Below are 25,184 nucleotides of genomic sequence, written 5' to 3' on the forward strand. Positions count from 1 at the left end.
CACCAGAGCCTAGGCCGCCGGGCAGGTCGCCCCCTGCCGGGGCAGCTTCCCGTCGAGCAGGTAGGCGTCGACCAGCCGGGTCACGCACTGGCTGCCCGACAGGTAGGCGCCGTGCCCCTCGCCCTCGTAGGTGATCAGCGTGGCGGTGCCGAGCTGCTCGGTCAGTCTGGGCGCCCACTCGAACGGGGTCGCCGGGTCGTTCTTGCCCCCGACCACCACGATGGGGGCCGAGCCGGTGGCGTCCACCCGCTTGGCCTCGTCGTCGCCGGCGGCCGGCCAGACGCCGCACAGCCCGCCCGAGCCCTCGCTGCCGAACAGCGGCGAGATCTCCAGCGCGGCCTCCTCGGTGCGGCGCAGCGTCGCCTCGTCGGGCCGCTCGGCCGAGTCGACGCAGGTGATGGCCGGGAAGCTGGTCATCTGGGTGGAGAAGGTGCCGTCCTCGGCCCGCCCGGTGTAGGTGTCGGCCAGGTAGAGCAGCGCGCCCCCCTGGCCCTTGAGCGCCTGCCCGAGCGCCGTCTCCAGGAACGGCCAGGTCACCTCCGAGTAGAGCGCCGACGCCACCCCCGTGGACGCCAGCCCCTGGGTCAGCTCCCGCTTGCCGACCTTGAGCGGCTTGGCGGCCAGGTCGTTGAGCAGCTTCTCCACGTTCTCGTCGGCGCGCTTCACGGTGTTGCCGACCTCGCACCGCTCCTTGACGCAGGCCTTCAGGAAGCTCTCGTACACGTCCTGGAAGCCGCGGGTCTGGGCCAGCGTGCGCTCCTCGAAGCTCACCGACGGATCGAGCGGCGCGTCGAGCACCATGCGGCCGACGTTCCCGGGGAACTGGGTGGCGTAGACGGCGCCGAGCTGGGTGCCGTAGGACATGCCGACGTAGTGCAGCTTCTCGTCGCCCAGCGCGGCCCGCATCCGGTCCATGTCGCGCGCGGCGTTGACCGTGCCGACGTACGGCAGGATCTTGCCCGAGTCGCGTCGGCACAGCTCGGCGAACTCGCGGTTGGCCGCGTCGATCGCCCGGCGCGTCTCCTCGCCGGGCGGCAGCGTGTTCAGCGCGGTGAACGCGTCCAGGTCGGCGCCCGTGCCGCAGCGCACCCCCGAGCTGCGCTCGACCCCGCGCGGGTCGAAGCTGATCAGGTCGTAGCGGGCGCGCAGCGACGACAGCGCCTTGGCCGCCTGGTCCAGCGTGTCGACGCCGGAGGCGCCCGGGCCGCCGAAGTTGAACAGCAGCGACCCGATCCGGGCGCTGCGGTCGGCCGCGGGGATCTTGATCATGGCGAGCTGGAGCTGCTCGCCGCCGGGATCGGAATAGTCCAGCGGCACCGACAGCTTCCCGCAGCGCACGTTCGGGTCCTGGCGGGCCGGCGGCTCACCGTCAGGGCGCTCGATGTCGGTGCACGGGCCCCAGGCGATCCGCGGGGCGGTCGTCTCCGGCGAGCCGTCGCTGGCGGGCTCTGCGGTGCTGACGCAGCCGGCGGTCATGGTGGTGGCGGCGAGTGCGGCGGCGAGGACGCGGCGCATCACGGACAGTCTCCCCCTAGTCGTCTCCGGGGGAAGTGCTGCCCACAATACGGGACCGGGCACGGGATCAGGCGGCGCGCCACCCCTCCGCACACGCGCCGCCTCTCCCGGGCCGGGCGCCCCGGAACCGAGGGCGCCCCCGCGAAAGGTTCTTCGCGGGGGCGCGCCTGGCGGATGAGTCAGACGCCTATCTGAGTCAGACGTCCATCTGAGTCAGACGTCCATCTGAGTCAGACGCCCATCTGAGTCAGACGCCCATCGACTGGGTGTCGTTCGTCTCCGGGCCGCCGGCCTCGGTGACGCCGTTCTTCAGGTGGTAGCGGGCGATCGCCTCGCGCAGCACCTCGCCGTCGAGCTCGCCCCGCTTGACCAGGCTGGTCAGCACGGCCAGCGTGATGGACGCGGCGTCCACGTGGAAGTGGCGGCGCAGCGCCGAGCGGGTGTCGGACAGGCCGAACCCGTCGGTGCCCAGCGAGGACCAGTCACCCGGCACCCACTGCGCGATCTGGTCCTGCACGGCCTTCATGTAGTCGCTGACGCCCACGAACGGGCCCTGGGCCTCCGACAGCACCCGCGTCACGTAGGGCACGCGCTGCTCGGCGTCGGGGTTGAGCAGGTTGTGCTCGTCGCAGGCGAGGGCGTCTCGGCGCAGCTCGGTCCAGGAGGTGGCCGACCAGACCGTGGCCGACACGCCCCAGTCGTCGGCCAGCATCCGCTGGGCCTCCATCGCCCACGGCCCGGCCACGCCCGAGGCCAGGATGTTGGCCTTCGGCCCCTGCGCCTGCGGCCCGTCGGCGTACTTGTAGAGGCCCTTGAGCAGGCCGTCGACGTCGATGCCCGCGGGCTGGGCCGGCTGCAGGTAGGGCTCGTTGTAGACGGTCAGGTAGTAGAACACGTCCTCGGGCTTGTCGCCGTACATGCGGCGCAGGCCGTCCTTGACGATGTGGGCCACCTCGAACGCCCACGACGGGTCGTAGATGACCGCCGCCGGGTTGGTGGAGGCGATCAGGGGCGTGTGGCCGTCCTCGTGCTGCAGGCCCTCGCCGTTGAGCGTGGTGCGGCCGGCCGTGGCGCCGAGCAGGAAGCCGCGGCCCATCTGGTCGCCCATCGCCCACATCTGGTCGCCGGTGCGCTGAAACCCGAACATCGAATAGAAGATGTAGATCGGGATCATGTGCTCGCCGTGCGTGGCGTACGAGGTGCCGGCCGCGATCGCCGACGCCATCGAACCCGACTCGCTGATGCCCTCGTGCAGGATCTGGCCCTGCACGGCCTCCTTGTACGACAGGAGCAGCTCGCGGTCGACGGCCTCGTACATCTGGCCGTGCGGCGAGTAGATCTTCGCCGTCGGGAACATCGCGTCCAGACCGAACGTGCGCGCCTCGTCCGGGATGACCGGCACGAACCGGTGGCCGATCTCCTTGTCGCGCATGAGGTCCTTGAGCAGCCGGACGAACGCCATCGTGGTGGCGACCTGCTGCTTGCCGGAGCCCTTGGTGAAGCTCTTGTAGACCTCGTCGCCGGGCAGCTTGACCGGCTTGGCGCGGTTGGTGCGCTTGGGCAGCACGCCGCCGAGCGCCGCGCGGCGCTCCCTCATGTACTGGATCTCCGCGTCGTTCTCGCCCGGGTGGAAGTACGGCGGCAGCTCGCCCTCCAGCGCCGAGTCCGGGATCGGCAGGTAGAGCCGGTCGCGGAACTCCTTGAGCTCGGCCTTGGTGAGCTTCTTCATCTGGTGGGTGGCGTTGCGCGCCTCGAAGTCCTTGCCGAGGGTCCAGCCCTTGATGGTCTGGGCCAGGATGACCGTCGGCTGGCCGACGTGCTCGCGGGCCGCCTTGAAGGCCGCGTAGACCTTGCGGTAGTCGTGGCCGCCGCGCGACAGCTTGCGGATGTCGTCGTCGCTGAGGTGCTCGGCCATCTTGCGCAGCCGCGGGTCGGTGCCGAAGAAGTGCTCGCGGATGTAGGCGCCCGACTCCACCGAGTAGGTCTGGAACTGGCCGTCGGGGGTGGTGTTCATCTGGTTGACCAGCACGCCGTCGACGTCGGCGGCCAGCAGCGGGTCCCAGTCGCGGCCCCACACGACCTTGATGACGTTCCAGCCGGCGCCGCGGAAGTAGGCCTCCAGCTCCTGGATGATCTTGCCGTTGCCGCGTACCGGGCCGTCGAGCCGCTGCAGGTTGCAGTTGATGACGAACGTGAGGTTGTCGAGCTCCTCGCGGGCGGCCACGCCGATCGCGCCGAGCGACTCGGGCTCGTCCATCTCGCCGTCGCCCAGGAACGCCCATACGTGGCTGCGGCTGGTGTCCTTGATCTGGCGGTTGAGCAGGTAGCGGTTGAACCGCGCCTGGTAGATCGCGTTGATCGGGCCCAGGCCCATGGAGACGGTGGGGAACTCCCAGAAGTCGGGCATGAGCCGCGGGTGCGGGTAGGAGGGCAGGCCGTGGAAGCCGTGCGACAGCTCCTGCCGGAACGCGTCGAGCTGGCTCTCGTTGAGCCGGCCCTCGAGGAAGGCGCGGGCGTAGATGCCGGGGGCCGCGTGGCCCTGGAAGAACACCTGGTCGCCCGACTCGCCGTGGTCCTTGCCGCGGAAGAAGTGGTTGAAGCCCACCTCGTAGAGCGACGCGGCGGAGGCGTAGGTGGCGATGTGACCGCCGACGTTGGTGCGGGCGTTGGCCCGCGACACCATGATCGCCGCGTTCCACCGGATGTAGGCGCGGATGCGCCGCTCGACGTGCTCGTCGCCGGGGAACCAGGGCTCGCGCTCCGGCGGGATGCTGTTGATGTAGTCGGTGCTGCGCAGGCCCGGCACGCCGACCTGGTGCTCGCGGGCCCGCTCCAGAATGCGGAGCATCAGATAGCGAGCTCGGGTGCGGCCCTCCGTCTTCACGACGTTGTCGAGGGACTCGAGCCACTCGTTGGTCTCACTGGGGTCGACATCAGGCAACTGACTGGGTAGGCCGTCGCTGATGATCGAGAAACGCTGGCGTCCGGAAGCCACTGGGTCTCGCCTTCCGAGGATGACTGATGTCTGGTCTGGGTCGCTTTCCATCCTGGTCGCTCCCGGTGGAAAGTGCATCTCTACCGGTGAGTAACCAGGACATCCCTGCTGGCAGGGCCGCCATCGATGGCCTAGACCACCGATGGTAGGACGAATCACGGGCCAAGGTTACAACGGCCGGTCAATTTACCAAGACCGGAAAAGCTACGGATTTTTGCCTCACGCTTCGAGTATCCCCCCGCCCAGGGGCGCCGTCACCACCCGGGGTCCCTTACGGCGGTCGCCTCGGGCGATCCCGGCAGATTGCCAGCAAAGTCTCAGCTTCGACACGGTCATGGCCGGGACGTTCCGCCCGGTTTCGGTCCTCCCTTACCCGCTCTTGGGTGGACGCGGACGAATCCCCTCTTTCCGTCGGGCGTTCCCCGTACGAATCTGGACGTATGAATGCGACGGTAGGCGACCGGCTCCTGGTGCATGGGAATACCGTTGGCGAAAGGGACCGGGGCGGCGTCATCATCGAGGTCCAGGACCCCGACGGCGGGCCGCCCTACACGGTGAGGTTCGACGACGGCCACACGGCGCTGGTGTTTCCCGGCCCTGACGCGGTCATCGTGCCTCAGTAGGATCCAACAGGTGAGATCCGAACTCATCACCGTGACCACGGGTACGCGTGAGACGGTGCACGACATCACCGCCGAATGCGCCGGATTCGTCCGCGCGCAGGGTGAGGACGGGCTGCTGCACGTCTTCGTCCCGCACGCCACGGCCGGCGTGGCACTGCTGGAGCTCGGCTCGGGCAGCGACGACGACCTGATCGCCGCGCTGCGCGACCTGCTGCCGGCCGACGACCGCTGGCGTCACCGGCACGGATCACCAGGTCACGGCAGGTCCCACGTCATGCCCGCGATCATCCCGCCGTACGCCACGATCCCGGTGCTCGGCGGCAGGATGACGCTCGGCACCTGGCAGTCCGTCGCCCTCGTCGACCTCAATGTCGACAACCCGCAACGCCAGGTTCGGCTGTCGTTTTTGCCGGGTTGAGACTGACCGAGTACGGCCGCACCCGTGGCGACCGTTGACGACTGAGGGTCACAGCGTGTGGACTGTCCCGAAGCGATAAACCGCATATGCGGGGCCACTCAAGCAGGAGGGATAAACGTGAGCGCGACCGCGGGTCAGGCGCAGGGCGAGCGCGGCCTGGCCGAAAGGCTCGGCCTCAAGCCGGGTCAGGTGGTGCAGGAGATCGGCTGGGACGAGGACGTCGACGAGAAGCTTCGCGAGTCCATCGAAGACCTGACCGGCAACGAACTGCTCGACGAGGACGTCGACGACGTCGTCGACGTGGTGCTGCTGTGGTGGCGCGACGGCGACGGTGATCTGTTCGACGCACTGACCAACGCCATGCGAGGTCTCGCCAAGGGCGGACAGATCTGGCTGCTGACTCCCAAGGCCGGGCGCGATGGCCATGTGGAGCCGAGCGACATCGGTGAGGACTCCGTCACCGCGGGCCTCTCGCAGACCAGCAGCATCTCCGCCGCCCCCGACTGGTCGGGAACCCGGCTCGTCACGCCCAAAGGCGGGCGGTAAGGAGAGAGAGCGTCAGCCCCGTACGGCAGGATGAGGCGTGTGAACGGACATCCTGCCGAGGTCGGCGCCGCCGCTCCGGATTTCGAGCTCCAGGACCAGCACGGCAGCCCGGTGCGGTTGTCCCAGTTCAGGGGCAGGCGTGTCGTGCTGGTCTTCTACCCGCTGGCGTTCAGCGGGGTATGTCACGGTGAGCTGGCCGCGCTGCGCGATTTCCAGGCCGACGCGCAACTCCTCACCGTCTCCGTGGACTCCCTCTTCGCCCACCGCGCCTGGGCGGACCAGGAGGGCTACGCTTTCCCGCTTCTCTCCGATTTCTGGCCACATGGACAGGTTGCGCGGGCGTACGGTGTGTTCGATGAGGCGAAGGGCTTCGCGCACCGGGGGACCTTCATCATCGACGGCGAGGGTGTGATCCGCTGGTCGGTGGTCAATCCGATCGGCGAGGCGCGCGACGTCGCCGACTATCTCAAGGCACTCGCCGACATCTCCTAGAAGGCCCGAAACTGGAGGAAACGATGCCCTGCTACCGCTGCGGGGCCCGGCAGACCGACCCGGTCCGCGGCGCCAGCCCGTGGAGACGCGGAGTCCGTCGTGAAACCCAGGTGCTGGTCTGCCCGGACTGTCAACGGCTGCACGACCTCGATCTCGACACGTGCGCGGGATGCGGGTCGGTCGCCCTGATCTGCCGGCTCGGAGAGGTCGAATGCCGCTCCTGCGGGGCCGTGCGGATGGCCGAGACCCCCGCGCCCGTCGACTCCGGCGCCCTGCTCGCCTCGGGCCCGCCGCCCGGCCTCTCGGCCGAGGTGGAGGCCGCACTCAACCGCGTGCTCGGCCGTACCTGACCGTAGAGGCCTGACCGCTGGGGACTTTTCCAGACAAACGCTGAGCTGCGCTATCGTCTCCTTCCGTGTCCCACACACCTGCGTACGTCGTCGCGCTCGACGTCGGCGGCACGTCCATGAAGGGCGGCCTGGTCAGCGAGGACGGCGCCGTCCTGCTCGCCGAGCGGCGCCCCACCCCGCGCGCCGAAGGCCCCGAGGCGGTCGTGACCGCCATCCGCGACTTCATCGGCCACCTGGCCGAGACCGGTGACGGCCCGCCGTCGGGAGTCGGCCTCGCCGTGCCCGGCCTGGTGTCGGAGCACACCGCCATCTACGCCGCCAACCTCGGCTGGCGCGACGTCCCCGCCAAGGACTTCACCGACCTCGGCGTGCCCGTCATCCTCGGCCACGACGTCCGCACCGGTGGCCTCGCCGAGAGCGTGCTCGGCGCCGGGCGCGGCGCCGCCGACTTCCTGTTCCTGCCGATCGGCACCGGCATCGCCGGCGCCATGATCATCAACGGCGCCCCGTACGAGGGAACGGCCGGCTGGAGCGGCGAGATCGGCCACATCCCCGTCTTCCCCGACGGCGAACAGTGCGCCTGCGGCCAGTACGGCTGCCTGGAGACGTACGCCTCCGCCGCCTCCGTCGGCCGCCGCTACAGTCAGCGCGCCGGCCTGGAAGGCGCCAAGGCCGAACAGGTCGTCATCTCCGACGACCCGATCGCCATCGAGGTGTGGGACGAGGCCGTGGAGGCCCTGTCGCTCGCCCTGGCCACCTACACGCTGCTGCTCGACCCGGCCATGATCGTGCTCGGCGGCGGCCTCTCCCAGGCCGGCCCCGCCCTCTTCGACCCCGTACGCACCCGCCTCGTCAAACGCCTGTCCTTCAGAGAGGCGCCCCCGCTGCTGCCGGCCGCCCTCGGAGTCGACGCGGGCATGCTCGGCGCCGCCCTCCTCGGCTGGCGCGCCGCCGGCCGCCCCGAACTCGGCCCGGGCTGGGATGTGGATGTGCGAGCGGCGCCGTTGGTGTCGTAAGGTGTAGTGCCGATCAGGGGCGGTTAGCTCAGCGGTAGAGCACTCGCCTTACAAGCGAGGGGTCACTGGTTCGAACCCAGTACCGCCCACCTGCGACATCAGCCCCGTCTCCGATCAAGGAAACGGGGCTTCGTGCTATGAGGGGCCCGGTCTGCGCGAAGCCGCCGTCGGGTGCGCTCGCGGCGCGGGAATGATTGACTCCGGGATTACTAGCGTGCCGCCTGAAGGTCGGTGTCGTGCGGCGGCGCGCGGGCTGAGGGGGTAGAAGGGCCGCCCGTATGGCATGACGGCCACGGGCCTCTCGGCCGACGGATCCACTCCAGGACGGAGACCAGCGGCTCCTGCGCCACGGCAGCGCTACTCCGACTGCGACCATCACCAGTGCGACGACACGACGGATACGGTTCACCTGTTGAAAGCCATGTCTCCGGTGGGGGAGGTGGCTCCCCGAAGACCGGGCGGGGGCGGGTGTGGGAAAGATCGCGTGTGATTCGGCCGAGGACGTACGGCCCAGCAGGCGTGGTTCGAGAGGCTTGCCGACGTCGGACGGAGGCGTTCTGGGTGCCGGTATTAGTCACTCGACGCGCCGGGCGGCCGTCGCGTTGCCGGACGGTTCACGGGCGCTGCTGGTCCGGGTGGTTCTGGGCGAGGGCGGTGGTCAGGGCGTTCCAGTCGTCCGGATGGGCCATCCCTCGATAGACCGGAACGGGAGTGCGTTGCCCGGGGCGGACGACGACGAGACGATTCTCGTGGACGGCCAGTCGCTCGCCCGGCTTGAGCGTCGTGCGCGCCCTGTCTCCCCGCATCATCGGGACGACGACCTCCGAGTCGGTGACGACGAAGTAGGGCATGAGGCCGAGATAGGTCGCGCCTATGCCGGTCAGCACCACCCCGGCGACGAGGGCGGGGATGCCGGCATCGTACGTGCCGGTTGCGCACAGCCATATCCCCGCCAGGATCACGAGCACGCCGGCAACCAGAGTCGGGATCGAAACAGCGCGTTTGTACCGAACCTTCACACGCACCTCCGGGGCCATCGGCATCGACGCTGCTCATCGTGGTGCAGCCGCCATTCCCCGAGGCCCGTGACGCCATTGTCGGCTTCCGGCCCGAGAGCGCTGCGGCCGTTCTTCGGGTGTACGGATAACGTCAGACAAGTGTAAGGCGGGTGCAGCGGGTAAGGCAGACTGCTCAATCAGAAGCCAGAGCTCGTCTATGTCCAAGACGAGCGTCTGAGCGGATTGTCGTGGAAGCCTGTCCTTCTGCCGCCGTCCCTGTGCAAGCTCTGGCAGACCAGCCACGGGACCGCCTCCGCTCCTTGCAGCGTGAGGGCATCGTCACACTCGGCGATCATGGTCAAATAGTCCGGTGAGTGAGGAGACGTGGAGTCCGGAGTGGTGCATCGTGGGCACCCTGCTGCCGTATCCATACAGCCAGAACGGCCCTCAGGCCGAATTTCGGAGCCAGAGGATCTTTCCGGCGGGGGCGAAGCTATATGTGGTCGGCGGGTTCGCGGGCATGGGCCACGAAACGGTCACCGTGGTCGGCTATGCGCACCGCCGCCGCAGGCCGGCGATGGCGCACATCAAGGCCAAGTACGTGGGTGGCTGGAGAGCGCAATTGGTCTACCGGCCGGTTATTCTTCGCGCCATCTATACCGCTCAGCTTGACCAGCACACTGGCCATCGCTGGCTGGTCGCCCACCGTGAAGGCCGTCGTGTCGAGTTTCAGCCGACCGAGCCGGAGTACGGTGAGCATCTGGCGCAGATAGCCGCTGATTTCCAGCGGCATTTGCATGGAAGCTGATCGGTGCACGGGCCCAGGAAGGGGTAGCGGTCCACCGTTCACGCATTCCATCGTAGGAGTTCTCATAGCGAGAAATCGCGACGGTCTTGGATCGTAACTGGCTATCGGCGCTGCTGGGCCAGTCGATGGTCGGCGGTCGTGCGTACGCGTCGTGTCCTGCCCTCGCCGGCGAGCAAGCGCAGCGCGGCTGGGGAGGTGAGGATGTGCACGGCTGTGCGCTGGAACCAGTCGGAGGCGGCGAGAAGATCTTCCGGCCTCCAGGGGGCGTCGACGGCGACCGCCCTGAGCAGGGTCCATTCCCGGAGGCGCTGGACGAGGAACTGGTGCTCTGCGGTCACCGCGGACATGGCGTGCACCCAGTCGGCGAACTCGTCGGCGATGAGCAACTGCGCTGCCCGCCGGTCCAGATGCTGTACCACCGCCGACTGCGCCATCACGGCATCGGGATCGCGCAGGATCGACCGCGCCAACTCGGCTTCGTCTTCCTGGCGGACATCCGCCAGCTCCCGCAGGTAGTGGGCGAACCGTTGATGCACGTCGTCGGAGGGCTGCTGCGTGCGGTCGCTCACGTCGCCACACCCTTCGGGACGCTCAACCAGTGGACCGTGGCGAACGTGGACTTGATCGGATCGGTGGTGCGCAGGTCCACCCGTGTTCGGCCAGGGCATCGTAGAACGCCGATAACTCCTCGGCATGCTCGACCACAGCCTTACCGTACATGGCGCCATATGCTTGCCTGGAATCCTTAACCCCGCCAGGGCAAGGTCGGCATGGTCCTTTCCCCTCAGCGCTCCAGATCTGCGTCACCCGCCTTCTTCGCAGTGGGCTGGGTCGGCCTCATCCTGCCCTAGCCAGATGACGCAGCGTATGCGGAGGACTCTCCGTCTCTGGTCTGCTGCGGCTCCACAGCGGGTCGACGACAGACGGGAGGGCGGTGGGGCAGTTGTACGTATGACCGGGGCTAATTTTGTAAATCCACTGTCTTTCGAATGATGCGTAAATACTCGACGGCATCAAACGCCAAGATGGTTCCTGTCAGATTGATTGCGAGATGATAGTTGCAGTCTTTCACGCTGCCGTCTTTGGCAAAATCTGGGATGTGTTTCGCTGCACGGTCCGCGTCCCTGTAGCATATGTCATACAAGAAAAACATAAGCTTCTCGATCGGGGTAGGGTCTGTCTTATTGTCGTCATCCTCATCAATCTCGTGAATGTATGCCCAATAAGCACATTCAAGCTCGGTGCGTGCCTGTCTCAATTCGGACGATGCGAGGCCTTCGCAGTCTGCGCCGGTATCGTGCGGCCTATGTCTATCTAGTTCATCGTCCAAGAGGTGCATGCATCTTCCGACTATCCTGAACATTTCGACTAATGCAGTGTGCTGTGCCGCTACTTGCCGAGTCTTTCGCTCTTGCCTGACTGTTGCATCAATCTCCAGTCGTGCGGCGTCCAGCATTCCGCGCACTTGAAGACGTGCACCCCAGGCAGTGAAAAAGCCGCCTACGAACGCACCTAATAATCCTGCAATAGCCCCTGTCCAGAAGTTCTCCATACCTCCATGCTGCGTGATCGAAAAGCTCGATGAGCAACATTTGTGGACCGTCTGCCCATGATCGAGTGCACGTAGACATAACAAGAGGTCGGTGAACAACCGAGTGACACCAGAGGTGCCTACCGAGTCGTAGCTGGAGCTGGGATGTCTTCTGAAGATACGCTGGTAGCTGCGGCGATTCTGACGTTCAAGGCATCAGCGGTCTTCCTGGCGCGTTCCGTTGTGCGGTAGATCCACGTGGAGCGCATGCCGTACGGCCGTCGCGCGGACCCCGATGAACGCGCCGATCATCGGTACGCCGCCGGGTCGTACAGTGCCGTCATGGACGACGAGCGTGCCGCCTGAGGGTCGGTCTCGCGCGGCGGCCGCGCGGGCTGAGGGGGTGGAAAGGCCTCCCGTATGGCATGCCGGCCACGACCTCTCGGCCGACGGATTGGCCTTCCCCCCGTAGCGTGGAGACCGAACCGGAAGAGGTTTGGTCGTGGCAGCAGTCACGCGGCGGCGCTTTGATCCGGGGTTCCGGGCGGGTGCGGTGCGTATCGTGAAGGAGACCGGTAAACCCGTGGCCCAGGTGGCGCAGGATCTGGGGATCAGCCCGTACACGCTGCACAATTGGGTGCAGATGGGCCGGTTGGACGAGCAGTACAACGGCAACGGGGGTAAGGCGCTGGAGGAGTCCGAGCAGGAGGAGCTGGCCCGGCTTTAGCGCCGGGCTACGTCTGATACTCGTGCCCTTCTTAGGCCTCAGGCCTAGACTGGCAACATGAGCGTCATGCGCGAAGAGCTGCACCATCTCGTGGACCAGTTGCCGGAGTCGGAGCTGCGGCCCGCTCTGGAGTTGATCCGTGGGCGGCTGGACGAGCCTGCACCCGCGGAGCGTGACCTTCCGTTCTTTGCGTCGTTCGAGGCTGAGCCGGACCTTGCCGAACGCCATGAGGAAATTCTGCGCTCCGAGATGGGCCGCTGAGGTGCTCCTGTGTGACACTGGAGTCCTTCTCGCTGTCGGCAATGCCAAGGACAAGCACCACCAGGCATGTCTCAAGCTGCTTCGCCAGGCTGAGGGACCGCTGCTCGTGCCGTCGCCGGTCATGGGAGAGGTCGGCTACCTTCTGGAGTCGCGTGTCGGCCCGCATGCCGAGGTCACGTTCCTGAAGTCGTTCGGCGGTAGCGGCTTCCATCTAGCCGAGCTGGAGGACGAGGACCTTCCTCGTATGGCCGAACTCGTCGAGAGGTACGTCGACCTCCCTCTCGGACTGGTGGACGCCGCCGTCATCGCGATCGCCGAGCGCCTGGGGCTGAGGGAGGTCGCGACAGTCGACCACCGGCACTTCCGAATTGTGCGCCCACGCCACGTCGAGGCTTTCACACTGCTGCCCGGCTGATCACGGACGCTGCCGTCTGAGTGACTATCTGGGTGACAATCGCCGTGGACGAGCCTGGACGACGTGGGACGGCCATGGGACTGCAGGGCCAGGTCAGGGCGGGTGTTGGTGCTGGTCCCGCCCCTTCCTGGGGTTGACTTACAAGCGAGGGGTCACTGGTTCGAACCCAGTACCGCCCACCTGCGACATCAGCCCCGTCTCGATCAAGGAAACGGGGCTTCGTGCCATTGACGTGCCATCAGGCTTTGGCGATCTTGGCGTCGGCTTCCGCCGTGCGGTGCTGGTAGATCGAGGCTGCTCGTACGGAGCCGTGTCCCCTACGCTGCATGAGATCGTTGAGACTCGCGCCGGAACTGGCGGCGATCGTGCTTCCGGTGTGTCGCAGGTCGGGGAAGTGCAGGCCGGGAAGCCGATCTTCTCGATGTGTTCTTGTCCCACTTGACCGCGCGCCGGATGTTGCACGGCTGTGCGCTGGAACCAGTCCGCCCTGTGTTCGGCCAGGGCATCGTAGAACGTCGACAACTTCTCGGCATCCTCGGCGGCCTTGTGTTGGGTTCCGTTGTGCGGGCAGATCCACGTGGCGTGCATGCCGTACGGCCGTCGCGCGGGCCCCGATGAACGCGCCGATCATCGGTACGCCGCCGCGTCGTACAGTGCCGTCATGGACGACGAGCCTTCCGTCTGTCCCGCGTGCGGGGCGGGGCCCGAGAACTCCAGTGACCCGGAGCGCATGTGGACCAGCATCTGCTATTGCGGGCACCCGAGGTTCTACGACTACAAGCATGACGACGGCACGTGTCCGTGCATCGCGGGCCGCTGAACCCGATGCGTCCGGCGTGGGGCTCTGGTCTCAGGATGATCGCTGCTCTGGTCGTGGCGCTTGACGGGCCGGTGGGCGGCGGTGCGGGTGCGGCCCGCCGGCCTCGCCAGGTGCGGAGGTCAGACCATGAAGATGAGCGTGCTCACCGTCGCAGCGGCGGCGGGGCTTGCGGCCAGGGCGGTGACGGCGACGGCGGCTACCAGGGCGATGAACAGTTTGCGCATGTTTCCTCCTGGAGGATGGGATCTTCATGCTCAGACTGGCTGTCGTGGTGGGTTGCGCCTATGTCGAGTCGGCCTGACACTTCCGGTCAATTTGTGATGATCGACAGAGACAGGCCTCATTGTGATCTTTACGGTGAAGGCCGGTTCTATCCTTTGGTCGAATCGAATATGTGTTCGTATTGAGGGGAAGCTGTTGACTGGTGGCTGTGCGGGCTCGGTGTGTGAGTGCCTCGCACTTGATCTTCGTTTCGGCGATCCGGCAGGATGACTTCCAGCAGGGCAGGCTTGCGCCTGCGGCCCCAGGAGGTGACTCGAACGGGCTTCACCGTGGAATGGGCGATCGCCTTCGGGTTCGCGTGTCTCGGCGTTGCATCCGGGATCTACACGCTGGTTACCAAACGGCTCCCTCGACCGTTCAGAGGTAGGCGTACGAAGTACGACCCGGTTCGTCAGGGCTTGGGGCAGTTATTCGTGGGTCTTTCCTGCGTTTCGACGTCGATGAACATGGTGGTAACTGGCTGGTCGTACGGATTGTCCCTGGCGCTGATCTTTCTGTCGTTCCAATACGTTGTGGTCGGTGTGGGCTTCCTCTCCTGGGCGCTTCTATCTCCGGTTGTGTAGCTTGCGCACGTCTCACCTGTTCGGGGAAGTTGAGATCCTGTCTGGGCGATCGTTCCCGCGATACCTACGGGCCTCAGTCGGTAACCCAGTCCATGTGTTCGATCCAGTGGGTGAACAGTGCCCGATCGCCCTGTAGCTCCAGCGTGGAAGCAGCGCTCAGCGGGCGGCGCCTGCTGATGACCAGGAGGAGTTCGGTGGCTGAACCGCTTACGGTGATGTCCGCCTCGGCGTGTGTGCGTTCCAGGGCGACCCTGTCCGGCTCCCGGCGTGCCAGCCACTCCCCGGGCGCGTCGGTCGCGTGGAAGTGCAGGGTCTGGCCGTCGCCGCGCATCGCGTCGGCGAAGTCCGGACGGTTCTCCCAGTAGCCGCGGGAAGTCATCGTGTCCAGCCAGTCCTCGACGGCCGCGACGGCGATCTCCGGTGTCAGCTCGTACCGCATGCCCAGCGCCGCGGCCGCGTCCGCGCGATGCACGCAGGCCTCGCCGAGCAGCCGGCGTGACCAGAACGCCACGCCCGCGGCGGCGCCCGACGGATCCCACACCGGCGTGTCGGCGGCGACCGACGCGAACGCCTGCTCGGCCTCGGCCGCGGCGTCGGTCAGCCAGGCGCCCCACTGGGTCGAGTCGGTAGGAGCCGGAACATAGCGGGCGAACGCCGAGCTCGGCTCGGTCATCCGCTCACCCACGAGCATGGCCACCATGCGCTGTGTCGCGCCGATATGGTCGACAAGATCGGCCAGCGTCCACTTCGGAGTGGTCGGCACCGGGATCGTCGCATCCTTGCCGTCCACCCAAGCGGCGAGCGTGCTCGTCTGCGCGACGACAGCCTTCAAGAAGGTGGACGCGTCCGTCGGCCCCTGAGGGATATGGGTCATGCGGCCGATTTTCACCGAAGGACATTCCTGTGGCCAGGGCGCCGACAGGACATTTCCCGGACATTTGCGGTGGGGCTCCGAAGAGTACGCCGAGATGGACGCCTCCACCATCCACTTCTTCGCCCAGGTCAACGGTGAGGTGGGCCGCTCTGCGCTGCGACTGGGGGAAAGGTGCGGGTGCCCGTCGGCGGGGTCAGGCGCGGGGGATGTCCTTGCCTGTGGGGTGGTATTCGCTCAGCAGGATGCGGCCGTCGAGGACGTGATGGGAGACGAGTTCGAGGTCGGCCGAGGTGATGCCGGTGAAAGCCGCGTCGCGGCCTGCTTCGCCGGCGAAGAGCGGGAAGGTCATCAGCCGGAGGCGGTCGACCAGGCCCGCGCTGACGAGTTGGCGGGCGAGGGAGAGGCTGCCCATGGTCCGGAGGGGGGTCGTGCTCTCGGCCTTCAGCCGCTGGATCTCCTGGGTCAGGTCGCCGCTGAGGATCCTGGTGTTCGGCCAGGCGGTCCGGGTCAGGGTCGTGGAGAACACGACCTTGTCGAGCTGGGTCAGCTGGTGCCAGGACTCGTCCTTGGCCGCTTCGGGGAGTCCGTCGAGCGCCTCGTACGTGCGGCGGCCCATCACGACCAGTTGGGGCGCGTCGCTCTCTGTTTTGATCCACCGGTCGAGGTCGGGGCCGAAATAGCCGAAGTAGCCGGGCAGGCCGTCGCTTCCGGCCCAGCCGTCGACGGAGAGGAAGATGTCGACGATCAGGGGGCTGGCCATGGGGTGCTCCTTTGTTCGACAGACAAGTTACTTGCTAAAGTGAAGCATGCTTGTGAAAATGAAGTCAACAACCTAGAATCAGCCCATGCCCAGACGTGAGTACGGTCAGTTCTGCGGGCTGGCTCGCGCCGCCGAGGTCGTCGGGCAGCGCTGGACGCTGCTGATCATCAGAGATCTGCTGGTGGGCCCGCGCCGCTACTCCGATCTCGCGGCGGAGTTGCCCGGCATCCCGAGCAACGTCCTCGCGACGCGGCTGCGGGAGCTGGAGGACGACGGGCTGGTGACCCGTGAGCTGCTGGGCGGGCAGCGGCGGTCGGTCGTCTACCGGGCGACGCCGCGGGCCGAGGAGCTCACGCCGGCCCTGGACGCGCTCGGACGCTGGGGCGCCGGGGCGATGCGCGAACCGCGCGCCGGCGAGGTGGTCACCACGGCCGCCCTGGTGGCCGGGCTGCGGGGGGCTGTCGCCGGAGGGCAGACGCCGCCCAAGGGGCTCCGCCGGGTGTTCGTCGTCAGATCCGGCGAGGCTGCCGCGTGCGCGACGATCGACGACGGGGCGGTCACGGTGGAGGCCGGTGAACGCGACGATCCCGACCTGGTCATCGTCGCGGGGGCGGGCTTCCGGGACCTGCTGGCGGGGGTGATCGAGCCGGACGAGGCCGTGGCCACCGGGGCGGTGACGGTCAGCGGGGACGCGGCGCTGCTCGCCGAGTTCTCGTCGGTGTTCCGCGTCCCGTACAGCGAGTCCGTCGCCCTCTGACGGCGGGCCGGTGCGCCGCCGTCGTCAGTTGTCGTGGTAGACCATCGGGCCGACCGCGTTGTAGCCCGCCTTGGACGCGTCCTTGAGCCAGGGGACGGCGCTGGAGGCGGTGGTGCGGTTGGTGTAGATGGCCATGGTCTTGATCAGGTAGCGGTGTGTCGATCCGCTCCACCCGTACGCCTGGGCGGTGCTCCAGGTGCCCGTGTCGCACAGGCCCGCCCCGGGCCCCTTGCGGGGGCAGACGATGCCCCAATCCTGCGCGTAGGCGTCGGCGACCCTGCCGTACGCGGTGGCGGCCCTGGTCGCGTCCTTCAGCGGGACGACCCAGACGGCCACCATGATCCGCTGGTTGGCGGGCGCGCCCGGGTTGACGTAGGCGCCGGTGACCATCTTGGCGCAGCGCGCCTTGCGGAGTGCGGTGCGGATGTTGTTGTCGTGGTAGGCGGCGGGGCACTTGTTCACGCCGCTCGCCCGGAGGGTGTAGCGGACCCCTTTGGCGCTGGTGAAGGAGTCCGGGAGCAGGGCCGAGGGAGTGAGCGGGGTCGGGTCGGTGCTCTGCTCGTCGAGGTCGGCGGGGCTGAAGGGGTCCTCCGTCGGTTCTTCGGTCAGCTCCTCGGCCGGCTCCTCCGTGGGCAGGTCAGAGGGAGAGTCGGAGGACGGTTCCGAGGACGGCGCCAGGGACGGCCCGAAGGGGGAGCTGCTGCTGGAGGAGGGTTCGCCCAGCCCGGACGGGGTGCCCAGGTTCGCGAGCGAGTTCACGGCCACCAGGATGAGCACCAGGCCGATCACCCCGACGACGACCACGCCCGCGCCGATGCCGACGATGAGGCCGAGACTGCTCTTCTTCGGCGGTACGGGGTGGTACACGGGCGGCGGTACGGGCGGGGGCATGGGAGGCGGCGGCAGGGGCGTGGTCCGGGTGGAGGCCACCCGCGCCTCCTGCCTGAGCTGCTCGGCCCATCGCGCGGGAGTGGGGCGATCGGGCGGGGGCTGGTGGAGTCCGGCGGCCGCCAGGTCGGCCAGGGCGGGGCTGACGGCGGCCAGCCTGGCGGGGTCCGCCGAGGTCTGGTCGCGTGCGAAGACGCGGACGGCCAGGAGCGCGAACTTGTAGGCGTCGCTCTCCCGGGTGCCCTTCTGCTCGTCGGCGGGGATCTGCCAGTCAGGCGTCTCCACCTGGGGCAGGGCCTCCGCCCCGTCCAGCCGCATCGCGTCGCAGTCGATGAGGAAGCACTCGGGGGACGCCTCGACGGTGAACAGCAGGTTCTTCGGTGACAGGTCGCCCACCACGATGTCCATCGCGTGCAGCCGGGCGAGCGTGTCGGCCAGGTCGGCCAGGAGGAGCAGGCGGTCGCGGTCGCTGACCCGCAGCCCGATGCCGCCGATGTAGGCGTCGTCGTTGAGCAGGAACTCCATCGTCGCCAGTTTCCGCACGGTGCCCGACAGCGACCGCAGGTCGAAGGAGAACCGGTGCGGCACGGACCGCATCAGGAAGCCGGTGACGGCGCCGTCGGACTCCACCAGCGCGGCGGGCCAGGCCGTCTTGTCGCACAGCCACGCCGCGTCCCAGCCGGGTAGCCGGCCGATCAGCTCGGTCATGGCGGTGAGCGCGCCGACGTCCAGGTCGTCCAGGACGGCGGGGTCGTATTCCTTGTAGGCGACGTCCCACTGGCTGTTGATCTTGCGGTCGAGCACCTCGTGGACGGTGCCCTGGCCACCCACGCCGAGGCGGTGGCCGAGCGCGAGTGCGGTGCGTTCGATGGTGCTCATCGGGCCTCGCTCCGGGGCCAGAGGGCCAGCAGTGTCCTGTCGTCGTCGAACGTCTCCCGGGAGAAGTCGAGCAGGTGGGCCAGCCAGAGCGGGGCCGGCGGCGTGGCCAGGTGCTCGGCGAACAGCGCGCCCACCTGGCCGTCGCCGTCGCCGAGCGGGTCGCCGAACCCGTCGGTCGCGACGAGCAGCACGTGTCCGGGCAGCAGCGTGCCCGACCACTGGTCCAGCGTCGCCGGCACGCTGGGCAGGCCGGCGACCGCGGTGGCGACCAGGTCTCCGTCGCTCTTGCCGGCGAACAGCGGGTGGTAGCGGGACCGGCCCGGATCGAGCACCCACGCGCCCGAGTCGCCGACCCGGAACAGGGAGATCTCCAGGCCGTCCGCGCCGGGGCGGGCGGTGCCCGCGACGAGCGTCGTGGCGACGAGCTCCGCCACCTGCGCCGGTCCTGGCTCCTGGCGCAGCAGCGCCGCCGCCCGCCGGTGCAGCGCTTCCGCCGCGTCCCGGACGACCCCGGGGAAGTCGTGGCCGGGCCGGCCCTCGTCGAGTCGCGCGTGGACGGCCCAGACCGCCGCCCGGCAGGCCTCGGCCGAGCCGACCGCCGCGGCCGTGGCGCTGGACAGCCCGTCGGCCACGGCGAACACCACCGTTCCCGTCGCCTCGTGGACGACGGCGCAGGTGGCGTCCTGCCGGGGCTGGCGGTAGTAGCGGTGGCGTTCGCCCCGCACGGAAGCCGAACGCAGCGTGACGGCCGGGGTGGACCACCCGTCGCATTCGGCGTCGGGCGGCGTGCCTCCTCGAAGGCGCGGCGGTGTCGGCTCGAACTCCAGGCCGGGGATGTCGATGACGACCCGCTGCCACGCCGGGGTCCGCTGCGTGCGTTCCACGGACACGTCTCCTGACTCGTACGGGGGCGTCAGACCTCGTCGATGGCCAGCCGGAACTGGTCCGGCCGGTTCACGACGAGCTGCGGGCTGCCGTCCGCCATGGCCCTGCCGGACGCGACCAGGCTCGCCGTCAGCGCGTGGAAGAACTCCGCGATGGCCCGGCCGATGTCGGCGCTGGGCAGCGCGATGAAGGCGAACTCCCGGCGGGTCGCGACCTGCAGCATCGTGTCGGCGCGGGCCGCCCCGATCCCGCAGGCGATGATGTTGGGCGCGAACGGCGACGTCTCGCGGTCGACGAGCCGGCGGTGGGGGTCGTGCCAGCGGTTGCCGTCGGTGGGCTGGCCGTCGCTCAGGAAGAACGTGACCGGGCGGTGCACCTTGTAGCCGTCGTTCTTGAGCATCGCCACGTCGTGGGGGATGCGTCCGAGCAGGTCGGCGAAGGCGGCGCCGTAGTTCGTCGCGCCGCGGACGGCGAGCTGCGGCAGCCGGTCCACCCTGCGCATGTCGCTCAGCCCCTGCCGCGGCTGCACGTCGTCGGAGAACCCGATGATCGCGAGCCGCACCTTCGCGGCGATCATCGGCTCGGCGCGTAACCCGTCGCACAGCGACGCCAGCCCTCTGGACAGGTCCTGGTAGTACGGGCCCATGGACGCCGATTCGTCGGCCACCACATAGGCGGGCAGCAGCACCCCCCGCGTCTCCGCCACCGCGCACTCACCGCTTTCTTGACTCCCGCTGTTGCCAGGGAGACAGTAGCGCCCCAAAAGAGAAGATCAAAGACACAAAACGGGGAAATGTTGGCTTTGGCCGGAATGTCGACACAAGAGGGGTAACCGCCGTTTCTTGTCGTCTTCACGCGCCGGGACAGGCGTGGGCGAGACAGTAGATTGATACGAAATTTCCCCTTCCGTGCCGGTGTGGAGGTCCAATGGCGCAGGTCGAGGTCCGGTTGCTGCCCGCCGAGGCCGCGGACGACAGCGTGCTCGTCGGCGAGCTGACCGAGCTGGTCAACCGCGTCTACGAGGCCTCGGAAGAGGGGCTGTGGGCCGGGGAGGTCTCCCGTACGAGCACGGAGGAGATGACCGCCCTGGTGAAGGCGGGGGAGATCGCGGTGGCGTGGCTGGACGGCCGGGTCGTGGGCGGCGTCCGCGTGCGGCAGCTGGAGAGCGGGGAGGCCGAGTTCGGGATGCTGGCGACCGATCCCGCGCACCGCGGGGCCGGCATCGGCTCGCGGCTGGTGTCCTTCGCCGAGGAACTGGGCCGCGAGCGCGGCGCGGAGGTCATGCAGCTGGAGGTGCTGACACCCAGGGAGTGGACGCACCCCTTCAAGGAGTACCTGAGCCAGTGGTACACCCGGATCGGCTACCGGCTCGTCCGCGTCGGTCTGCTGGAGGAGAGCTACCCCGAGCTCGCCCCGCATCTGGCCAGCTCATGCGACTACCGCGTCTACCACAAGGACCTGCGCCGCCCGCCGGGCTGACGGCGGGGGAGTAGGCGGCCCGTCCCGCCTACTCTCCGGAGGGGACACGCGCCGCCGGACGGTACGCGCGATGGGGTAGCGAGAGAGCAGCCCGGGGCCGGACGCCGGGAACGGCGATCCCCGCGACTCTGAAGTCGAGCACGAAACGACGACCTCGACTGAAGGAGCCGACCATGACGACTCTCACGCATTTCACGAACCGTTCGATCCCCGCGGTGACCCGGTGGCTGGCCGAGCACAGCATCGACGTCCTGCGCGTCAGTCTCGGCCTGGTGTTCCTGGCCTTCGGCGCGCTCAAGTTCTTCCCCGGCGCCAGCCCGGCCGAGGCGCTGTCGGTGGCGACCGTGGAGGCGCTGTCGTTCGGGATGCTGTCCGGCGGCGCCGCGCTGCTGGCCGTGGCGGCCGTCGAGTGCTTCATCGGCGTGACCCTGATCACCGGGCGGCTGCTGAAGACCGGTCTGGCCGTTCTGGGCGGCGCGCTCGTGGGGATCATGGCGCCGCTGGTGCTGTTCTTCACCGACCTGTTCCCCGGGACGCCGACGCTGACGGCGCAGTACGTGTTCAAGGACATCGTGCTGGCCGCCGCCGGGCTGGTGATCGCCGCCCGCGCCCTGGGCGCCCGCCTCGTCGCGCAGCGCTGATGGAGAAGCGGGTGACGCCCGCGCCCCGGAGATCTCGGGGCGCGGGCGTTCGCGCGTATGGACATTGCAGTTATTGCAGTCATTACTGCAACGACTGTAATGTTAATTCTATGATCGGCGAGAGCGTCCACGTCCCGCAGCCCGAAGGCAGCCTGCGCGTCATCGTGAGCGGCGACACCGGCCCTCCCGTGCTCCTGCTCAGCGGCGCGGGCAACGACAACGCGCTGCTGAGCTGGCGGCGCCTGATCCCGGTGCTCGCCGCCGGGCACCGGGTCCTCGCCCTCGACTGGCCCAAGCAGGGCGGCAGCAAGCCGTGGCAGGGCTTCGCCGGGCACGAACGGATGCTCGGCTGCGTCACCGCCGTGCTCGATCACTTCGGCCTGCGGCAGGCGGCGCTCGTCGGCCTGTCCCAGGGCGGCGCCATCGCGCTGGCCTACGCGATCGAGCACCCGGAGCGCGTGTCGCGGCTCGTCGCCCTCGCGCCCGCCGGGGTGATCTCCTTCCCGCCGGTCGTCCACCAGATGCTCTGGCTCACTGCCAAGTCGCGCCTGCTCAACCGGACCCTCCCGTCGCTCGTCTTCCGCAGCCGCGCCGCCTGCGCGTGGTTCGCCCGGCGTGCCCTGTTCGCCGGGCCGGTCGCCGACTTCGAGCAGATCGTCGACGAGTATCACGCCGACGTCCTGGCCAACGGGGCCGGCTCCTCCGACTGGCAGAACGACTCGATCGGGTTCCGCCGGATGCGGGTCGACCTCCGGCCGAGCCTGTCCAGGATCAGCTGCCCCACGCTGTTCGTCCAGGGCAGCCGCGACGCGGGCGTGCGGCCCGCGCACACGCGGGCCGCGGCCGGGCTCGTCCCCGGGGCGCGGTTCGAGCTCATCGAGGGCGCGGGTCACTGGTCCAACCGGCAGGAGCCCGAACGGGTCAACGCCCTCGTCGCGGACTTCCTGCGCGAGCCGGCGGCACCCGGCGACGGCGACCCCGGCGCGGGCACCACAATGAGATCATGACCGAGCCAACGGACCCCGAACTCGACTTCGTCGACGAGGTGGCGGCCTTCTTCGCCGCCGAGGGCCTGCCGCACATCGCCGGGCGGGTCATCGGCTGGCTGCTGATCTGCGACCCCGCCGAGCAGAGTGCCGCCGACCTCGCGCGGGCGCTGGGGGTCAGCCGGAGCTCCATCAGCTCCACCACCCGCCTGCTCACCCCGAGCGGCCTGGTCGAGGGCGTGCGCAGGCGCGGCGAGCGGCAGGAATACTTCCGCATCGCCGCCGACGGCTGGAGCCGGATGCTCGCCAACCGCTACGCCAAGACCACGGCCTTCCGCCAGGTGACCGAGCGCGGTCTCACCGTCCTGTCCGGGGCCGCGCCCGAGCGCCGCGAGCGGCTGGCGAACGTCGCCGAGCTCTACCGCTTCCTGGAGAGCGAACTGCCCGCCCTGTGGGACCGCTGGGAGCGGCGCCGGTCATGAAAGCTCGGTGCGCTCCCAGGTGAGCAGCTTGAAAGGGCCTTCTCGCCGGTCCCGGTAGACCGGGGCGTCGTCCGTCAGACGGAATCCCGCGGCGGCGGCGACCGCCTGGCTGCCCGCGTTGGCGGGCTCGATGCGGAGCAGCATCCGGGTCATGCCCAGGTCCTGGAAGGCGTGCCGGACCATCAGCTCGACGGCCCGCTTGGCCAGGCCCTGTCGCCGGTGACGGGGGCCGATGCCGTAGGCGATCTCTCCTTCGCCGGGGTTGCCGGTGTAGCGGAGAAGGACCTCTCCTCGCGGCCGGTCGTCCTCGACGGTGATGGCCAGGTTGACGCCGCGGTTCTCCGCCTCGGCCTGGCGGGCCGCGGCCAGGTAGGCCGAGGCGGCGGCCAGGTCGAAGGGGGAGCGGAGCGGCGTCCAGCGATCCATCTCGGGATCGTCGAAGAGCTGGGCCATCACCGGGAGATCCTCGTCCGTCCACTCGCGCAACCGGAGGCCGAGCCCTCGCAGCCCGCGTGATCGCGGCATCGTCCGGTGGGTGTCGGTCATGGGAGCCCCCTCGTCGTCCACGCCTGCGCGCCCACTCTAGAGGAACCTTACGGGGGTTGGGTATGGGTGAGGGTCAGCCGTGTTCGGCGTGCTGTCCGTGGTCGGTGACCTGGGCGTCGAACCACGCGTGCAGCGCCTCGACGAGGGCCGGGTCGGAGGCGGTGTAGGTGATCCGGGCCCCGGCGGGCGCCTCCGCGTAGCGGATGTCGATCCGGTCGTGGCCCGCCTCGAGCGCGCGCAGGCCGGGCATCTCTCCGCCGTGGATGGACGCCGGGTCGCCGAAGTCGCCCTCGCCGAAGCGCGTGACCTCCTCGGTGAGGTGCTCGCGGATGAGCTGCACCTGCCGGGCGTCGGCGGGGTCCTTCGCGGTGACGGTCTGCAGGCCGCCGGTGCCGGTCTTGGTGAAGCGGTGCATCGTGCGATCCAGGTCGAACGGCATCACCTGGCGGCCCTTGGCCGCGACCTCCGCCTGGCGGTCGGCCGGCGCGCACCCCGCCGAGGCGGCGGCGATCACCGCCAGGCCGGCCAGCAGCAGCGGGACGCGCCGGCTCGACCGTCGCTTCTCAGGGTTCATCCAGGGCCTCCGTGAGGATCGTGAGGGCGTGCAGGACTCCGGCGCGTTCGTTCTCCGGGACCCGGTCCAGGATCGAGGAGAAGCGTGCGGCTCTGGCCTCGGCCAGTTGCCCGGCCGCCTTGACCCCGGCGGGCGTGAGCCGGACCAGCACGCCGCGCCCGTCGTCCGGGGCCGGGACGCGCTCGGCCCAGCCGCGGTTGATGAGCTGCGTGACCAGGCGGCTGGTGGTGCTCTTCTCCAGGCGCAGCCGCTGGGTCAGCTCGCTCTGCCGGAGCGCGCCGTCTCTCGCCAGCTCGCCCAGCGCGTGCGCCTCCGACACCGGGATCGGCCGCCCGCAGGGGGTCCGGTCAGGCTGATGGAGGCCGAAGGCGCGGACGAACCGGCTCACGGCCTCCTGGAGGTCACGCTCGTCCGCCATGGTTCGACCGTACAACCATCTTGTTGCGTCGTACAACTACTTCGGCAGGATGCGGTGCACGTGGTAGCGGACGGCGGCCAGGGCCCCGTCCGGGTCGCGCAGGCCCAGCATGATCTCCGCGGTGAGGCCCTCGATCAGCGCCAGCAGCACCACCGCCTCGTGGCCGGGGTCGACGTCCTCGCGGGCCTCGCCGGCGTGCCGCGCCTGGTCGATCAGCTCCGCCACCCGCTCGTGCAGCCAGGCCTGACCCTCCCGCAGCGCCCCGGCCAGCTCGGGGACTGCCCCGGCCCGGGCGCCGAATGCCTGCCCCGTCCGCCGCTCGGCCTTGCGCCGCTCGTCCAGCGGCAGCATCTCCGTCGCCATCGTCATCAGGAAGTCCCGCACGTCGAGGGCCTCGAAGTCGACCCCGTCCATGATCCGCGCGGTGACCTGCTCGCCCAGGTAGGCGACCACGTACTGGAGCATCTCGTCCTTGGTGCGCATGTAGTACTGCACCGCGCCGAGCGACATGCCGGCCTCCGCCGCCACGTCCCGCAGCGTCGCGGCGTCGAGCCCGTCGCGGCCCGCGATGCGCACCACGGCCTCGGCGATGTGGCGCCGCCGCTCGTCATGGTCGACCTTCTTCGGCATGTGCGCTCCCTTTTCTCATACCTAT

General features: G+C 68.9%; 30 protein-coding genes and 1 tRNA gene. 17 read left to right on the top strand and 14 right to left on the bottom strand.

What is annotated here, in order from left to right:
* Positions 1-9: 9 nt before the first annotated feature.
* Complete coding sequence (locus tag ACGFI7_RS06810) at positions 10-1,515, bottom strand: alpha/beta hydrolase (RefSeq protein ID WP_393400108.1); 1,506 nt, start codon at positions 1,513-1,515, stop codon at positions 10-12.
* 247 nt (positions 1,516-1,762) lie between these two features.
* The gene (gene aceE, locus ACGFI7_RS06815) at positions 1,763-4,561 is read right to left on the bottom strand and encodes a pyruvate dehydrogenase (acetyl-transferring), homodimeric type (RefSeq protein ID WP_393400110.1); all 2,799 of its coding nucleotides are present in this window, start codon (positions 4,559-4,561) and stop codon (positions 1,763-1,765) included.
* Positions 4,562-4,950: 389 nt separating this feature from the next.
* Between aceE and ACGFI7_RS06820 the strand changes: the two genes are divergently transcribed.
* The 7 genes from ACGFI7_RS06820 (at position 4,951) to ACGFI7_RS06850 (ending at position 8,044) form a co-directional block, all read left to right on the top strand.
* Entirely contained in the window at positions 4,951-5,133 is a 183-nt protein-coding gene (locus ACGFI7_RS06820) for a DUF1918 domain-containing protein (protein ID WP_393400113.1), read from the top strand.
* A gap of 10 nt (positions 5,134-5,143) precedes the next feature.
* Positions 5,144-5,551, top strand: a complete 408-nt coding sequence (locus ACGFI7_RS06825; protein ID WP_393400116.1) for a secondary thiamine-phosphate synthase enzyme YjbQ — start codon at positions 5,144-5,146, stop codon at positions 5,549-5,551.
* Between the two features lie 117 nt (positions 5,552-5,668).
* Entirely contained in the window at positions 5,669-6,097 is a 429-nt protein-coding gene (locus tag ACGFI7_RS06830) for a DUF3052 domain-containing protein (RefSeq protein WP_393400119.1), read from the top strand.
* Between the two features lie 39 nt (positions 6,098-6,136).
* Positions 6,137-6,589, top strand: coding sequence for a peroxiredoxin (locus ACGFI7_RS06835; protein ID WP_393400122.1), 453 nt, complete (start codon positions 6,137-6,139; stop codon positions 6,587-6,589).
* 23 nt (positions 6,590-6,612) lie between these two features.
* Complete coding sequence (locus tag ACGFI7_RS06840; protein ID WP_393400125.1) at positions 6,613-6,939, top strand: hypothetical protein; 327 nt, start codon at positions 6,613-6,615, stop codon at positions 6,937-6,939.
* Positions 6,940-7,004: 65 nt separating this feature from the next.
* Positions 7,005-7,955, top strand: coding sequence for an ROK family protein (locus ACGFI7_RS06845; protein ID WP_393400128.1), 951 nt, complete (start codon positions 7,005-7,007; stop codon positions 7,953-7,955).
* 17 nt (positions 7,956-7,972) lie between these two features.
* Positions 7,973-8,044 (top strand) — tRNA-Val (locus tag ACGFI7_RS06850).
* A 525-nt stretch (positions 8,045-8,569) separates the two neighbouring features.
* Here the strand turns inward: ACGFI7_RS06850 and ACGFI7_RS06855 are convergent.
* On the bottom strand, positions 8,570-8,998 hold the full coding sequence (locus tag ACGFI7_RS06855) for a hypothetical protein (RefSeq protein ID WP_393400130.1): 429 nt from the start codon (positions 8,996-8,998) through the stop codon (positions 8,570-8,572).
* Positions 8,999-9,359: 361 nt separating this feature from the next.
* Here ACGFI7_RS06855 and ACGFI7_RS06860 point away from each other — a divergent pair, with 361 nt between their 5' ends.
* Positions 9,360-9,761, top strand: coding sequence for a hypothetical protein (locus tag ACGFI7_RS06860; protein WP_393400133.1), 402 nt, complete (start codon positions 9,360-9,362; stop codon positions 9,759-9,761).
* Positions 9,762-9,862: 101 nt separating this feature from the next.
* Here ACGFI7_RS06860 and ACGFI7_RS06865 read toward each other — a convergent pair whose 3' ends face one another.
* Positions 9,863-10,330, bottom strand: coding sequence for a hypothetical protein (locus ACGFI7_RS06865; RefSeq protein WP_393400135.1), 468 nt, complete (start codon positions 10,328-10,330; stop codon positions 9,863-9,865).
* Positions 10,331-10,722: 392 nt separating this feature from the next.
* Positions 10,723-11,313, bottom strand: a complete 591-nt coding sequence (locus ACGFI7_RS06870) for a hypothetical protein (protein ID WP_393400138.1) — start codon at positions 11,311-11,313, stop codon at positions 10,723-10,725.
* 481 nt (positions 11,314-11,794) lie between these two features.
* Here ACGFI7_RS06870 and ACGFI7_RS06875 point away from each other — a divergent pair, with 481 nt between their 5' ends.
* The 4 genes from ACGFI7_RS06875 (at position 11,795) to ACGFI7_RS06890 (ending at position 13,515) form a co-directional block, all read left to right on the top strand.
* Positions 11,795-12,019: a transposase gene (locus ACGFI7_RS06875; RefSeq protein WP_393400140.1), complete on the top strand. Its 225-nt coding sequence runs from the start codon at positions 11,795-11,797 to the stop codon at positions 12,017-12,019.
* A 57-nt stretch (positions 12,020-12,076) separates the two neighbouring features.
* Positions 12,077-12,280: a hypothetical protein gene (locus ACGFI7_RS06880; protein ID WP_063843019.1), complete on the top strand. Its 204-nt coding sequence runs from the start codon at positions 12,077-12,079 to the stop codon at positions 12,278-12,280.
* Entirely contained in the window at positions 12,246-12,695 is a 450-nt protein-coding gene (locus tag ACGFI7_RS06885) for a type II toxin-antitoxin system VapC family toxin (RefSeq protein ID WP_393400143.1), read from the top strand. The genes ACGFI7_RS06880 and ACGFI7_RS06885 overlap by 35 nt, the downstream gene beginning before the upstream one ends.
* A gap of 661 nt (positions 12,696-13,356) precedes the next feature.
* Complete coding sequence (locus ACGFI7_RS06890) at positions 13,357-13,515, top strand: hypothetical protein (protein ID WP_393400146.1); 159 nt, start codon at positions 13,357-13,359, stop codon at positions 13,513-13,515.
* A gap of 918 nt (positions 13,516-14,433) precedes the next feature.
* Here the strand turns inward: ACGFI7_RS06890 and ACGFI7_RS06895 are convergent.
* Both ACGFI7_RS06895 and ACGFI7_RS06900 read right to left on the bottom strand, forming a co-directional pair.
* Positions 14,434-15,234 (bottom strand): maleylpyruvate isomerase family mycothiol-dependent enzyme, encoded by an 801-nt coding sequence (locus ACGFI7_RS06895; RefSeq protein ID WP_393400148.1) that lies wholly within the window; start codon positions 15,232-15,234, stop codon positions 14,434-14,436.
* A 193-nt stretch (positions 15,235-15,427) separates the two neighbouring features.
* Positions 15,428-15,994 (bottom strand): dihydrofolate reductase family protein, encoded by a 567-nt coding sequence (locus tag ACGFI7_RS06900; RefSeq protein WP_393400150.1) that lies wholly within the window; start codon positions 15,992-15,994, stop codon positions 15,428-15,430.
* Positions 15,995-16,079: 85 nt separating this feature from the next.
* Here ACGFI7_RS06900 and ACGFI7_RS06905 point away from each other — a divergent pair, with 85 nt between their 5' ends.
* A complete protein-coding gene (locus ACGFI7_RS06905) occupies positions 16,080-16,751 on the top strand; it encodes a winged helix-turn-helix transcriptional regulator (RefSeq protein ID WP_393400152.1) in 672 nt (223 codons plus the stop codon).
* Positions 16,752-16,775: 24 nt separating this feature from the next.
* Here ACGFI7_RS06905 and ACGFI7_RS06910 read toward each other — a convergent pair whose 3' ends face one another.
* The 3 genes from ACGFI7_RS06910 to ACGFI7_RS06920 are packed head-to-tail and all read right to left on the bottom strand — an operon-like array spanning position 16,776 to position 20,109.
* Positions 16,776-18,518: a hypothetical protein gene (locus ACGFI7_RS06910; protein WP_393400155.1), complete on the bottom strand. Its 1,743-nt coding sequence runs from the start codon at positions 18,516-18,518 to the stop codon at positions 16,776-16,778.
* Entirely contained in the window at positions 18,515-19,402 is an 888-nt protein-coding gene (locus tag ACGFI7_RS06915; protein WP_393400157.1) for a protein phosphatase 2C domain-containing protein, read from the bottom strand. Before ACGFI7_RS06915 ends, ACGFI7_RS06910 begins: the two co-directional genes overlap by 4 nt.
* 29 nt (positions 19,403-19,431) lie before the next feature.
* Positions 19,432-20,109, bottom strand: coding sequence for a hypothetical protein (locus ACGFI7_RS06920; RefSeq protein WP_393400159.1), 678 nt, complete (start codon positions 20,107-20,109; stop codon positions 19,432-19,434).
* A 221-nt stretch (positions 20,110-20,330) separates the two neighbouring features.
* On the opposite strand from ACGFI7_RS06920, the gene ACGFI7_RS06925 reads away from it, so the two are divergent.
* The 4 genes from ACGFI7_RS06925 to ACGFI7_RS06940 all read left to right on the top strand — a co-directional run bounded on the left by ACGFI7_RS06925 (position 20,331) and on the right by ACGFI7_RS06940 (position 22,991).
* Positions 20,331-20,882 (top strand): GNAT family N-acetyltransferase, encoded by a 552-nt coding sequence (locus ACGFI7_RS06925; RefSeq protein WP_393400161.1) that lies wholly within the window; start codon positions 20,331-20,333, stop codon positions 20,880-20,882.
* 173 nt (positions 20,883-21,055) lie between these two features.
* Positions 21,056-21,523, top strand: a complete 468-nt coding sequence (locus ACGFI7_RS06930) for a DoxX family membrane protein (RefSeq protein ID WP_393400163.1) — start codon at positions 21,056-21,058, stop codon at positions 21,521-21,523.
* A gap of 110 nt (positions 21,524-21,633) precedes the next feature.
* On the top strand, positions 21,634-22,530 hold the full coding sequence (locus ACGFI7_RS06935) for an alpha/beta fold hydrolase (protein WP_393400165.1): 897 nt from the start codon (positions 21,634-21,636) through the stop codon (positions 22,528-22,530).
* A complete protein-coding gene (locus ACGFI7_RS06940) occupies positions 22,527-22,991 on the top strand; it encodes a GbsR/MarR family transcriptional regulator (protein WP_393400167.1) in 465 nt (154 codons plus the stop codon). Before ACGFI7_RS06935 ends, ACGFI7_RS06940 begins: the two co-directional genes overlap by 4 nt.
* On the opposite strand, the gene ACGFI7_RS06945 is transcribed toward ACGFI7_RS06940, so the two are convergent.
* The 4 genes from ACGFI7_RS06945 to ACGFI7_RS06960 all read right to left on the bottom strand — a co-directional run bounded on the left by ACGFI7_RS06945 (position 22,986) and on the right by ACGFI7_RS06960 (position 25,159).
* The gene (locus ACGFI7_RS06945; RefSeq protein ID WP_393400169.1) at positions 22,986-23,537 is read right to left on the bottom strand and encodes a GNAT family N-acetyltransferase; all 552 of its coding nucleotides are present in this window, start codon (positions 23,535-23,537) and stop codon (positions 22,986-22,988) included. The two genes, ACGFI7_RS06940 and ACGFI7_RS06945, sit on opposite strands and share 6 nt — an antisense overlap.
* A gap of 73 nt (positions 23,538-23,610) precedes the next feature.
* The gene (locus tag ACGFI7_RS06950) at positions 23,611-24,111 is read right to left on the bottom strand and encodes a hypothetical protein (protein ID WP_393400172.1); all 501 of its coding nucleotides are present in this window, start codon (positions 24,109-24,111) and stop codon (positions 23,611-23,613) included.
* The gene (locus ACGFI7_RS06955; RefSeq protein ID WP_393400175.1) at positions 24,101-24,529 is read right to left on the bottom strand and encodes a MarR family winged helix-turn-helix transcriptional regulator; all 429 of its coding nucleotides are present in this window, start codon (positions 24,527-24,529) and stop codon (positions 24,101-24,103) included. The genes ACGFI7_RS06950 and ACGFI7_RS06955 overlap by 11 nt, the downstream gene beginning before the upstream one ends.
* Before the next feature lie 36 nt (positions 24,530-24,565).
* A complete protein-coding gene (locus ACGFI7_RS06960) occupies positions 24,566-25,159 on the bottom strand; it encodes a TetR/AcrR family transcriptional regulator (RefSeq protein WP_393400177.1) in 594 nt (197 codons plus the stop codon).
* Between the last annotated feature and the right edge of the window lie 25 nt (positions 25,160-25,184).

It is taken from the genome of Nonomuraea sp. NPDC048826, from assembly GCF_043198225.1.
Classification (GTDB): domain Bacteria; phylum Actinomycetota; class Actinomycetes; order Streptosporangiales; family Streptosporangiaceae; genus Nonomuraea.